The sequence below is a fragment of the Nostoc mirabile CHAB5784 genome, from assembly GCF_020829645.1.
In the GTDB taxonomy this organism is placed as follows: Bacteria; Cyanobacteriota; Cyanobacteriia; order Cyanobacteriales; family Nostocaceae; genus Nostoc; species Nostoc mirabile.
Map to the genome: position 1 here is coordinate 49343 of NZ_JAIVFS010000014.1, position 13214 is coordinate 62556.

The 13214-nt window shown below is 42.0% G+C and carries 10 protein-coding genes; 4 read left to right on the plus strand and 6 right to left on the minus strand.

The features are described from left to right. Positions 1 to 116: 116 nt before the first annotated feature. Entirely contained in the window at positions 117 to 920 is an 804-nt protein-coding gene (locus LC653_RS11915; RefSeq protein WP_308189076.1) for an ABC transporter permease, read from the minus strand. Between the two features lie 849 nt (positions 921 to 1769). On the opposite strand from LC653_RS11915, the gene LC653_RS11920 reads away from it, so the two are divergent. After that, positions 1770 to 2855, plus strand: coding sequence for a glycosyltransferase family 4 protein (locus LC653_RS11920; RefSeq protein ID WP_229494677.1), 1086 nt, complete (start codon positions 1770 to 1772; stop codon positions 2853 to 2855). 61 nt (positions 2856 to 2916) lie between these two features. On the opposite strand, the gene LC653_RS11925 is transcribed toward LC653_RS11920, so the two are convergent. Both LC653_RS11925 and LC653_RS11930 read right to left on the minus strand, forming a co-directional pair. Then, entirely contained in the window at positions 2917 to 3099 is a 183-nt protein-coding gene (locus LC653_RS11925) for a ComEA family DNA-binding protein (RefSeq protein ID WP_372478170.1), read from the minus strand. A 116-nt stretch (positions 3100 to 3215) separates the two neighbouring features. Continuing rightward, a complete protein-coding gene (locus LC653_RS11930) occupies positions 3216 to 4664 on the minus strand; it encodes a phospholipase D-like domain-containing protein (RefSeq protein WP_229494678.1) in 1449 nt (482 codons plus the stop codon). Between the two features lie 214 nt (positions 4665 to 4878). Between LC653_RS11930 and LC653_RS11935 the strand changes: the two genes are divergently transcribed. Both LC653_RS11935 and LC653_RS11940 read left to right on the plus strand, forming a co-directional pair. Next, positions 4879 to 6087, plus strand: a complete 1209-nt coding sequence (locus LC653_RS11935; RefSeq protein ID WP_229494738.1) for a cysteine desulfurase family protein — start codon at positions 4879 to 4881, stop codon at positions 6085 to 6087. Between the two features lie 206 nt (positions 6088 to 6293). Continuing rightward, complete coding sequence (locus tag LC653_RS11940) at positions 6294 to 6656, plus strand: NotI family restriction endonuclease (protein WP_229494679.1); 363 nt, start codon at positions 6294 to 6296, stop codon at positions 6654 to 6656. 278 nt (positions 6657 to 6934) lie between these two features. Here the strand turns inward: LC653_RS11940 and LC653_RS11945 are convergent, their stop codons facing one another. Next, a complete protein-coding gene (locus tag LC653_RS11945) occupies positions 6935 to 7597 on the minus strand; it encodes a DUF1294 domain-containing protein (RefSeq protein ID WP_229494680.1) in 663 nt (220 codons plus the stop codon). A gap of 1148 nt (positions 7598 to 8745) precedes the next feature. On the opposite strand from LC653_RS11945, the gene LC653_RS11950 reads away from it, so the two are divergent. Beyond that, positions 8746 to 9480, plus strand: a complete 735-nt coding sequence (locus LC653_RS11950; RefSeq protein WP_229494681.1) for a DUF1995 family protein — start codon at positions 8746 to 8748, stop codon at positions 9478 to 9480. 225 nt (positions 9481 to 9705) lie between these two features. Here LC653_RS11950 and LC653_RS11955 read toward each other — a convergent pair whose 3' ends face one another. Together LC653_RS11955 and LC653_RS11960 are read right to left on the minus strand one after the other, a co-directional pair. Next, positions 9706 to 9978, minus strand: a complete 273-nt coding sequence (locus LC653_RS11955; protein WP_229494682.1) for a hypothetical protein — start codon at positions 9976 to 9978, stop codon at positions 9706 to 9708. Between the two features lie 224 nt (positions 9979 to 10202). Next, entirely contained in the window at positions 10203 to 13208 is a 3006-nt protein-coding gene (locus tag LC653_RS11960) for a zinc-dependent metalloprotease (RefSeq protein ID WP_229494683.1), read from the minus strand. Between the last annotated feature and the right edge of the window lie 6 nt (positions 13209 to 13214).

Sequence of the window (13214 nt, forward strand, 5' to 3'; positions counted from 1 at the left end):
ATCCCCATTACAAAACAAAATTTACGTTAGCGCAGCGTTAGCGAGTCCGCGAGCGTCATTACGAATTACGAATTACGAATTACGAATTATTTAATTACCAATTGCGAGTCTTATTTTCAGCTTTTATTCTCTCCAGAAATGCGAATTAGTTCAGCTACAAGAGCAGCGATCGCAGATACTGAAATCAACATCACACTCAATGCGTTAATATCAGGCTTGACTCCTGATCTTATACGGCTAAAAATTTCCATTGGTAGGGTGTTATAACCGCTACCAGCAGTAAAACTAGCAATGAGAAAGTCATCTAAGCTGAGAACAAAGGCCAAGAGACAGCCAGCTATAATACCAGGCATCAATTGAGGTAGTAATACTTTTATGAAGGCTTGCGTTGGTGTAGCGCCTAAATCTAGTGCTGCTTCTTCTAAGTGAGGATCTAAATTGGTAAGCCGTGAAGCAACCACAAGTCCGACGTAAGCCAGACAAAACACGATATGGGCTGCAACTATTGTCCACAAACTCAAAGGGATTGCAAAGGCTGCTAGACATACTAGGGTTGCTACTGCGATCGCAATATCGGGAATAATCAATGGTAGGTAAGCAACACCCCGATACAATCTCTTACCAGGAAATTCGTAACGCGCTAACCCAACCGCCATCAAGGTTCCCAGCACTGCTGATATTGCCACTGCACAACCACCAACTATTAAACTGTTTTGCAAAGCTGATAAAATGCGATCGTCACTGAACAACTTACGATACCAATCGAGAGTGAATCCTTGCCAAGTTGCACTGTAAGGTGACTGATTGAAGCTATAAAAGCTAAGTACCAGTATGGGCAGGTACATGAACACAAACATGAGCAGTGAGAAAACCGCCTGCCATGAGACACGCGGTTTTTTGAGAGAAGGAGAGATATTCACGTTTATATTTGATTTTTATTGATAGGAACATAACACATTTAATGTAATAAGTCAATAAGTTAACCAAATTCCGCGCTTTTTTGTCCCCGACAACTAACAAGCCGCAAGTTTTGTGGTGGGGTCTAAATCCCCATTACAAAACAAAATTTACGTTAGCGCAGCGTTAGCGAGTCCCCGTTCGCGCAGCGTCTCGTAGAGAGCGTCATTACGAATTACGAATTACGAATTACGAATTATTTAACTCTCTTGTCTTCCTTGTGCCTCCTGATAAACTTTGCCGCTTCTAATTTTAAAGTACCTACTTTACGACAATGTGTTCTTTAGGTGGCTATGAGTTTTCCTTTAGAGTACGGAAAACCGCCCAAAAAGTGACTACGCAATTTATTCTTTAAATAAGATTTTAAAATCAGATAATAGACTATTTTCGCTGATTATCCATATTTAGCTTCATTTTTTAGGATTTTATAAAATTATAGGACTTACGCAAATTATCTCTCAAACTCTGATTTCTCCATGCCCTCTGTGCCTCTGCGGTTCGTTATTCCGTAACTCGTGCGTAAGTTCTAAATTATTTTTTATAAAAAAATCTATCTATATTTAAAATTGTACCAAATCACACATAAGTTAATAAATTAGAATTGATTTACCTCTTTAGGGGTGGGTAATTTCCGTACTAAGATAGACAAAATATATAGAAGTAAAAGCATAATATTTTGAGAGAAGTGTTAACAAACTTAGTATCTCAAGTGACTTTATGATACCAAGTTAATCAATTACAAGCACTACAACAACAGAAAGAAAAGAAAGAAAAAACTTTTAATTCAAGTTTTATTTGTTAGGAGGTTTGTGATGCGAATAGCTCAAGTAGCGCCATTGTGGGAGAGAGTTCCACCTCCAGCTTATGGTGGTATAGAGTTAGTAGTGGGGTTATTGACCGATGAATTAGTTCGACGCGGACATGAAGTAACTTTATTTGCATCGGGAGATTCTATTAGTCTGGCAAAACTAGTGTCAGTTCATCCCCGTGCCCTCAGACTTGATCGCACTATTAAAGATTACAGCGTTTACGAAATGCTGAATCTAGCTTCGGTTTATGAACGCGCAGAAGAGTTTGATATTATTCACTCCCATGTGGGGTGTGGGGCGCTGTCATACGCGAATCTCGTCACAACCCCTACGGTTCACACGTTGCACGGAATTTTTACCCCTGATAATGAAAAGATGTTTAGTTTTGGTAAAAAACAACCCTACGTTAGTATTTCCGATTCACAACGAGAACCAAGGTTAGGGTTGAACTGTATAGCAACGGTTTACAACGGAATTGATGTCAGCAGTTATAATTTTCACGCCCAACCAGAAGATCCGCCCTACTTAGCCTTTTTGGGCCGCATGTCTCCTGAGAAGGGAGGGCACTTAGCAATAGAAATTGCAAAACTTGCTGGTTGGCGTTTGAAAATGGCAGGTAAGATTGATGCCGTTGATGCGGAATACTTTGAGAAGGAAATTAAACCTCACATTGACGGGAAGCAAATTGAGTATCTAGGTGAAGCTAACCATGCTCAAAAAAATGCCCTTATGGGAGGTGCAGTCGCAACTCTATTCCCCATCACTTGGCGAGAACCCTTTGGATTGGTGATGGTGGAGTCAATGGCTTCGGGTACACCAGTGATTGCGATGAAATTGGGGTCTACTGAGGAGATAATTTCTCACGGCAAGACGGGTTTCCTGTGCAATAATACTCAAGAATGCATCAGCGCCATTGATCGGGTGATAGAGTTAGACCGCTATACTTGCCGTCAGTATGTTGAAGACTGTTTCAGCGTTGAGCAAATGACTGATGGCTATGAGGCGGTTTATCAACAAATAATAGCAAAACGATTTTCTCAGAATGGGCATTTCCGCAGTTTGATTAGTTTAGGTAGCGATCGCACTTAAATATGCCATTTGTGTAATCTTACATGTTTTTAACTAAGTAGGGAGGCATAGCTGTGCGCCCCTACCAAATTACGCAATTGTTCCATTTTTCTACAGTTTTAGCACTCACTCCTGGAACTCTTTCCAAGTCTTGTAAAGATGTAAATTTTTGCTGTTGACGGCTAATAATTATCCGTTGTGCTAACTTCTTACCCACACCAGGGAGAGTTGCTAATTCTTCTAGACTTGCAGTGTTAATATTTATTTGTTTAACTAGTTCCGTGGGTTTAAGTCCCCCGGTTCAATAAAAATTTTGTTTTGTGTTGGGGTTAAATCCCCATTACAAAACTTAATTACGAATTACGAATTACGAATTACGAATTATTTAATTGCTTGTAGTTCACTTGATGAAGAACTTTTTATCTGTGGACACCGTGTTTCTTCTACTTTAATTTTCTCTTGAATTCCTGGTGGTAAGCCGGGTTTAACTTTGGCATAAAGACGAGTAAATTCTCGCACATAATGGGCAGCAACTATGGGACTTTGAATCACTACAAGCGTCTCATCATTACCATTATTGGCAGCATCTGACCAATTATGAGAACCTGTAATTACTGTTTGACTATCAATAACACCAAATTTATGATGTAATAAATCACCTTTGGCTAACACAGGTACGCCTACGGTTGTAATTGGATCTTGCCAAGGATGGTTATCAACTTCATATTTACATTTGTTACTAAGAGCAACCCCCATCATATCCAATGCCTCACTATAAGGACGATAAGCAAATTGTGGTTCAATTAAAGCGCGAATTTGCACACTTTGTTGATGGCGATTTTCTAAGATATTGGCAATCCGCTGATCGGAAAGGACAAATAACGCCATATCAACAGATTTGGTTGCTGAATCTAAAGTTTTGCCAATTAAACCATTACTACTGTTACCCCAAGGTTGAGTTGGAGAAGTAGGCGAAAATTGCACAGTAATTTGGGTGTTACCTAAAGTTATTTGTTGAGGTAAACGTATTGGTTTTTGCAAACCAAATTTACTATCTGGCTCACCTCCTGGGCCATCTCCCCACATAATGTTAAACTCTTCTGTAAATAAAGATGCTAATTCTGGGCTGTCAATCTGCAATAAGTTATTGGCATTGCCTAAACTGCTAGAATTTGTGAAATCACCATAAGTATCACTTAAAGTAAAATTGGCTGAAGTAATAATTACAATGCGATTATCCACAATCACAAATTTGTGGTGCATCAAACTGCTACCTGCTGAACCATCTGCTTGATCATCTATCCAGGGAATTTTGGCATTTTGCAAAACTATCAAAGCATCTCTTTGATTTATTTCCCCTAGACTAAGTTGATTATCTTGGTTAATATCGATAAATTTGCGAAATTCGTTATAACGTTCCTGTTCCCTTTTATCTAACTTACCTACTTCAGCAGATGTTAAGCTGCTCCAAGGTCGGCTATAGGTATTTTCTAAAATTATCCTGACTTTTACCCCAGCTTTTTGTCTATCAGCCAGTGCTTGGGCAACTTTGGGTAAACGTAATTCTTGCACCGCCACATCTACTGTAGACTTAGCTTGTGTAATAGCATCGACAATCTGTTTTTCTAAATCATCCCCAAGGCGAGTTTGTTGACGGTAAGGTTCCTTGTATTCTGAAGACTCAGAATGGTTAAAGTAAACTTGAACTAACGGATCTTGTGGTAAAGGTTGTAGACGCTGATTGAAAGACTGGACTCGTTGACAAGCAGCAAGGGGAAATATCAGTAAAAAGATATATAAAAAATATCTTTGTCTAGAGATAAGTTGCACTGTAATCTGTTAAAAGTGGATTGGGAGTAAACATATTTATCATTCCCAAAATTTTGTCTTCTGAATTAAGTAGAAAAATAACTTTCCAAGTAAAGGGAAAAATCCACTGTTAGAGGCATTACAGAGATTTTTTCAGGATTTGTCCACTCAAACTGTATATGCTGACAAGATCAGCAGCCTACTACCAACGTGTGTTCTCACCATTATCGGTTATATGCAAATTTATCTAGATTACAGCGCCACTACTCCCACTCGAAAAGAAGCGATCGCTGTTATGCAAACAGTCCTCACCGAACAGTGGGGCAATCCTTCCAGCTTACATGAGTGGGGGCAAAGGGCTGCAACGGTTGTGGAACAAGCCAGAGTCCAAGTTGCTGGTTTAATTAACGCTGTCGATCCAGCATCAATAATCTTTACATCTGGTGGTACCGAAGCAAATAATCTGGCGATTATGGGTGTGGCTCGGTTGTATACTGTTCCTCAACATATTATTATCTCCAGCGTGGAGCATTCAGCAATTTCTGAAACAGTAAGATTGCTAGAAATGTGGGGTTGGGAAGTTACGCGCTTGTCTGTAGATGTTAAAGGTAGAGTCAACCCCCTGGATTTAAAGGTGGCGTTGCGACATAACACAGTTTTAGTTTCTATAATTTACGGTCAAAGTGAAGTTGGGACTGTGCAACCGATCGCAGAACTGGGTAAGATAGTGCGATGCCTGCGGCGGGCGGAGCCATCGCATGGTGCTTTGTTCCATACAGATGCGGTGCAAGCTGCGGGACGCTTACCCATAGATGTGCAACAACTCCCTGTAGACTTACTTAGCCTTTCCAGTCATAAAATATATGGCCCCCAAGGTGTAGGGGCGCTATACCTGCGTCCTGGTGTGGAATTGATGCCCTTACTGGGTGGTGGTGGACAAGAAATGGGATTGCGTTCTGGTACGCAAGCAGTACCGATAATAGCGGGATTTGGTGTAGCAGCAGAATTAGCAGCCGAAGAATTGGCTACGGAAACACCACGGTTAATTGAGTTACGCGATCGCGCCTTTGCCCAATTAGCTGAAATTCCTGGTTTAATTGCTACAGGGGATGGTTGCGATCGTTTGCCTCACCATATCAGTATGTGCTTAGAATACGCCGATGGGGAAAAACTTAGCGGTAAAACCTTGGTGCGACAGCTAAATCTTGCTGGTATCGGCATTAGTGCTGGTGCTGCCTGTCACAGTGGTAAACTTAGCCCTAGTCCGATATTGTTAGCGATGGGTTATTCAGAAAAAGCTGCCTTGGGCGGAATTCGCATCACATTGGGGCGTGATACGACTGAAGCTGATATAGATTGGACAGTGATGGTATTGAAGCAAGTTTTGCAAAGGCTGACAAGCGAATCATTAAAGCAACAGTTCTTTCAAATTCAAGTAAAGTAATAGGATGAATTCGCTAGGTGTTCCGATGATTGAGGAGAACGAGCTTCTAAAGGATATAGGTACTGTTAAGGATTACCTCACTTCATCAAACCGCACACCACTGTTCTTGCAAGCTGACAGTTATGCCCTACTAAAGTTATTTCCTGCTGATTGTATCGATTGTGTAATCACATCTCCCCCCTATTGGGGACAAAGAGCTTACATTAATGGAGGAATTGGTCTTGAAGATAAGTGGGAAGACTATATCAATAACTTGCTTGGAATCTTCTGGCACAGTCTGGCCAGAACGGCAACGTTTTCTCCAGCGTCATGGTGTTTCAGTGAGAGATGTAGATGTTGCATCGGGGAAAGGTTTTGGTATGAACTGGAAAATGACTGCAAAGACAATCTTGATGCAACTCCATCACAAAATTCACACGTTTGAACATCTCAGTAAACATCTTGTTTTGGTAGTTCAAGATTGTCTTATTGATTACATGCAACGAGAATTTTCCTTTGAACATATTCAAGATGCTCGTCTTGGAAATCCTATGCATTTTCACTCCTACGAGTCAATACGGTTCAGTTAAGAAAAATTGTAGGTTGGGTTAAGCAAAGCGCAACCCAACAAAGCCCGGCAAATGTTGGGTTTCGTTCCTCAACCCAACCTACATAGTTTAAGGTTTTTAGCGTTAACTGAACTGTATTGTCCTACGAGTTGCTTACTGAAGCTTCAGGTTATCGTATTCAACTTACAAAGCGTTGGAGTACAGATTAAGTGTGTCTTCTATGCGCTCGCACTTCTTCAATAAATGGGCAAGCAGTCAGGGAATCTCGACTCAGCAGTTTGTTTTGCAAGGGTTCTTTGCTATCCTCTAAAAACTAAACCTACTAGTCTTTTACCCAAGAAAAGCCAATCCAACCAAAATACAATGTGAATAGCTACTATTACCCAAAATACAACTTGGTATGAAACCTTGCTACTTTTGTGGCGTAATCTTCGTTGGGCAATGAATGCCCCCAACCATCCACCCATAAATTCACATAAATGTAATCTCTTTTCTGATATTCTCCAACGCCCCTGCTTTGCACGAGATTTATCATCCGCATACTGTGCAAAGGTAATAAAACTCATTACAGGATAGAGAATCAAAGGGATTGGGTTGAAAGTCGTAAATGCAAAGTGTATTGCTCCCAAAGCCGGTAATAATGATAAAAGCAACACCTCAAATATTAAAGAATATTTCACTGTGGGTTTGAATGTTGCTTTCTCTATTACAGAAGGTGAGGTTCTCAGTATAGGTTTGGATACAATTCCCTCAATGAAGGCGTTGCAAGCATGAACTCTTCCGTCTTTATCAATCGTTAGCTGATAGCAAATTACATCACCAACTTGTGGACGATGATTTGTTTCTTTGAGTGCAGTGATATGAAGAAAAACGTCTTGATTGCCATCACTGGAGCGGATGAAGCCAAAGCCCTTGTCATCTTTCCATGTTGTTAGTTGACCTTTACGCAAAACAGGTTTCATAAAAGACGCTGATATTAATACTTTATTGTTAAGATTCCCATATCAATACCAACAGACAACATCAATCCTGAACCCGTCCATAGATAACCTTCAAGTTAGTGTTTGCACACAATGTTAGATTCGCTACCGTAGTAAGCATTTCAGCTAGATTGCCGCTCTCGTAAGTCAACACCCCACCCCTAACCCCTCCCCGCAAGCAGGCTACGGTGTACACACAAGTCGGAAAAACTTCATCTACCAAAGATTTGCAGTGAAGCAGCGCTGCGGGAGGGTTTCCAACGCCAGATGCTCCACTTGGGGAGACCCCAAGACCGCACTGGCTCCTCCGCAGGCGACTGCTGTTAGCGCAGCGTAAAGCCTGCGGCATGGCTTCGCTTAGAGCGACGCAGGAGCGTCACCCGTACCCTTCGGGAAGCAAGCTACGCGTAGCGTCTCCGATAGGAGAAGGGTGCGTTACGCTGGCGTGACAAAGCTAAATTCTTGCAATCATGGCGTACGCATTTGTTATTTCGGCGTACGCATTTGTTATTTCGGCGTACGCATTTGTTATTTCGGCGTACGCATTTGTTATTTCGGCGTACGCATTTGTTATTTCGTCGGGCGTACGCATTTGTTATTTCGGCGTACGCATTTGTTATTTCGGCGTACGCATTTGTTATTTCGGCGTACGCATTTGTTATTTCGGCGTACGCATTTGTTATTTCGGCGTACGCATTTGTTATTTCGGCGTACGCATTTGTTATTTCGGCGTGTCCATAACGCACCCTACGAAACTACTAGAATTGAAACCTATGCTGGTGATACTTGTGTGTACACCGTAGCCCCGCAAGCAGGAGGGGAAACAAAGCATAGATTTGGGGGGTGGGGTTCTCCGGGTTGAATAAGTAATCGAGCAGATATGATATCAGAGGCGATGTCTACGACGGGCTATGACGCTCTCTACGAGACGCTGCGCGTAGCAAGATCCCCGTAGGGGTACGAATACTCGCTAACGCAACTCTTGGAGACGCACTCGCGTTCGCTATCGGCGTCGCAAAACCCAACGCCCATTGAGCCTTTATATCCTGGGGCTAATCGTCATCGCCTGCCTACTCAATAAGAGCTAATACTGGAACAATGGGAGTAATGCTAAACCCACATAATAAACTATGAGTGAACTTCCCAATACTCTTGAAGATGCGATCGCTCAATCTCGTGTAGCCGTCCAAGCTGCCCTTGCAGATGGCTGTACTCGCATACAAGTTGAGTTCCTGTTCCCAGAACTCAAGTTTATGCCGGTGGCGGAACAATTTCTGCCCCTGTTTACAGAATATGATTCCCGTTTGAAGATTTTCTTTGCTGACGCTGGTGCTGCGGCTTTAGCCCGACGCGATTGGGGTGATGCACCATTTCAAATTTTGGATATTGGTACGGGAAGGGCTGCTTCTTTGCAGACAAAAATTCAGGCAGAGGATGAAATTTTCTTATTCATCGCGCCCACTTCGGTAGAAGTACCGCAGTTGGAAAAGCTATGTCAAGAAATAGGCGATCGCCCTTTAGTCTTGTTAAATCCCCGTCTAGAAGATTCTGGAACTGTGGGCATTGGTTATACAGCTAGAAAAATCCGCGATCGTTTTATCAGTACCATTGAATCTGCCTATTACCTCCGCCCTATAGACGATGAAAGTGCCCTATGTCGCTGCTACCCAGGCCAGTGGGAAGTTTGGCTGGAAACTAACGGCGAATATCAAAGAATTGCCGAATTACCCACAAAACCATCGGGTGATGAGTTGGATCTCATCCTCATGAAGGGACAACCGCAAACAACAACAGATGCTGCACCTGCGAGAAAGCCGAGTGTATTTAAGAGTTTGCAACGGTTTTTAAAGGCATTGAGTAGTTAGGAGAAAGCAGAGGTAGCAGAGTTAGATTTTATTATCTGCTGCCTCGTTTTACGCAAAAGCTACAAAATAAAGCGGTATTTATGCGGATTTATTTACTGGCTAATATCCTATCTAATTCTTTAGGTGACATCACTGGAATTTACTGCACACACCGTTCAGTATATATAAGAATTAGGAGCATAAATGGTATTTGATATTTATGCTGACGGTGATATTTATATTAATCTAAACATTGACCATAGTATAGTTTTTTATCATCATTTTTTGAATGGTCTTGATATGACAGTCTCCTGGGAACCATGTTTGAGGGCCGCTATCACAAAACTCAATTCCTAGAATTGTCCAAGAGCGATGCCTACGGCGGTAAACTACGCGCTTACCAAACTGTGCCTCAATGTCCGAAATCATCTCACCCAACCGAGAGGCAAGAGTCCATGTGTATCCATCACCCGATGGCAACGGATTAGCTATTACCAAAGAATCTTGAACAGTTGCCAAACAATAAACCTCTTGCTTGCAGTTTAACTATTTATTATGTTGCCCTCAGCATTTAACTATCTAACTACTGGAATAAACTTTTTTCTTAGTATGTATGGGCATTCTAAATATATTTTGCCAAAGTGGTGATGGAAAAAGAAAAGGGAGAGGGAGAAACAATTAAAAATTATTCCCCCTACTCCCTAGTACAGACGCGATTAATCGCGTCTCTCCCCACTCCCTTTTTAATTCCCTTGCAACGGCGCATTCAACACTTTCTCAATGCGATCGCGTGTCTCTAATAAGTGCGCTTTGGTATATTCATCATCTGAATTAACCCGCTTGAGTTTCTCATCTAGTTGCTTGAGTTTATACCACGCCAGAGTCCGAGCATCTTCTGGGACATATTCTTTTCGCAACACCATAGCAGTCAAAATATCCAGGTATTGCCGTTGCAAGCCTCGCCGCAAACTGGCAATCTTCATTGGTTGACCTTTTGGTTTGATTACTTCTGTCCAGATACCTGATTGCAAAGTGTCAAATAGTTCAGGCAGAGTCAGTGCATTTTCGGCCTTCGTTTTCAGTTCAATATCCTTGAGGCGAGAGAGGCGATCGCCTGAGAGTAAATCCCGTAATACAGAACCCTGCATGAATAGCACCAAGTCATGAATTGGAAAATCCAAACGACCAACTTGCACAGAACTACCCCAATGTCGCCAACGGGAAGGTGCTAATTTATTCAGTAGTTCTGGTGAAAAGCTGAGGGCATCTTCTGCAAACACATACTTTTGCAGTGTTTCTAAAGCTTGCCGTTGTTCTTCAACTGGTACTGGTTCAAATGGTAATCGCTGTGGGCTAACTCCAAATGGTATTTCGCTGGGGTGGATGCGATAGAAAGACTGTCCCCCAATGTATTTTGTGGTGTAATATATTTGCTGGAAATAGTTACCCAATACTGTGCTAAAACGTTCGCTCACATCGCTGTAACTATCACCAGCCATTGGATAACGCTTATCAAGACGTTCCCACATCACCCGCGAATTATTCAATTGCCACTGAGAATAAAGCAGGACATTGCCACTGTTATCCCAAGCATCAGCAGTTGGGTCAAGGTCATACACATCTTCATCTGTAGAATAACTCAACTCTGGTTTATAGGATTGTGCAGCAATTTCTGACAAAATTGGCTTTTCTGCTATGGGAGTTGATGTCTGAATTGGGATGTAGCCATACTTAATTGCCCATTCATCATAAAGCCCTACCATGCTGGGAAAATAATCTCCCTGTTTTGTCCCTTGAGGGGCAATATTTGGAGGAATATAATCCATCACCGAAGTCGTCAGACCTTTAGCTTTGGTAATTTCCGTATTATTCATCTCCTGTGGTGATAGCAGTGTACTACCACGGAAGTTATGGCGCAAACCAAGAGTATGCCCAACTTCGTGAGCGATGATTAAACGTAAATATTGATTGATGTATTCTTTCATCTGGTCAGGAGTGGCCATGGTATCTGGCAGCAGTGACATCGCCAGTGAACCAAAGGCAAACTGGTTAGCAGCTTCCATCCCGTAGCATAAATCGTACTCGCCTGCCATTTTCGATAAACGGCTCAACAAACCCTGTTGCCCTTGCACCTGCTGGGGCACACCATTGTTTTTTGCATCTAAACCATTGGCGCAAAGTAGACGATTTTGCATCAAAGCTGATATAGTAGTGCGATTTTCAGTTTGGCTAGGTTGGACGATTTTGCGATACTCACTCTTAAGTGCCCGCACAAAGCTAGCATCTACGAGAATATCTGCATCCAAAATTTCCCCAGTCAATGGGTTAACGCGAGATGGCCCCATTGCAAAATAACCATCGACTGTGTTGATCCAGCGAATCGTGTTGTAACGAATATCTGCTGGGTCCCATGTGGCATCATCTGGCATTTGGCGGACTTCAATTGCATCCTTGAATCCAGCTTTGAGAAAGGCTTTGTTCCACATTAAAACGCCTTCTTTGATACCATCGCGGTACTCTAAGGGCACAGCGTTATCAATCCAAAAGACAATCGGTTTTTTGGGTGGAGAAATTACTGCTTTTGGGTCTTGTTTTTCCAAATTCCAGCGATTGATGTAGCGGACAAAAGAATCGCCGCGATCATCTTTGGATAAATCTTGGTAGGCGGTGATGAAATAACCGATGCGATCGTCAGCAATGCGCGGGCGATAATCTTTATCAGGTAGTTGGGAGAGACTGTAGTGAACGCGCAGGGTAAAACCACGGTTGTCAGCTAGTGACGCAAAGCTTGCCACTTCACTGTCACGGTCACTGCCACCAGAAAAATTTAAAACTGACTCAATTTCTAAATTTTGGGGAAAAGCTTTAGCAGTACCAAAATAAGATTGGTCTGTGGTTGATGGAACTCCTAAACTTGCAGATAATCCACCTAAATCTGTCAGTAGCAAATCTCCTAAGTCGATAAGAAGAGTTTTGCGTTCTGGATGAATACTTTTAAGGGAAATGCTGTAGAGAACAGAATCACTAAAAGATCGGGCTAGCGATCGCACCTGGGGATCTCCCTCACGAGTGCGAAAATTAACATTGCGGATGACAAAGTTTAATTTATCATCCACTCGTTGGAAATAAAACAAAAAATCTTGCAGAGGCATACCACTGTAAATACCCCGTTCACCAATACCCGATTCCAGGGTTGCTGTAGCTAGGTAATTTTTATTGAGTTGCTCTGGCTTAATTTCTAAATAAACTTTATTCTTTTCTTTATTGCGATAAAGGGTGAACAATCCCCCTGACTTTTGAGTGTCTTTGATTACTTCGTCAAATGGCTCTAAATCATCCTTTGCTGTTGGTGTTTTGCTAGGTTTAGGCTTTTCTGCGGGTTTTGCAACTTGCAAGAATGGTTGCTGTCCTGCTTTTTTAAGGTCTTTTACTACCCAAATAAACGGTTGAGGCTGTGCGTGTTTATTTTGATTAACCACCCAAACTTGCCCTGACGGTAGCCTCTTTTCCTGAGGAATATTGGTATTCTTTGGCGATAATGCTGAGGTTTTAGTTGAAGAAGTTTCTGTCGTTAACTGACTATTGGATTTCTCTCCACTTCTTGTAACTAAGGCTTCTAGAACCCGCACAGCGTTATGGTTGGCTGCTAATGTATCAATGTTAACAGACGGTGACTTGGCGCTAGCCGTTGCTATTCCTAAAAACAAACCATGTAACAAAATAATATAAAAAGTTAAGCTGTTCTTCATCCCATG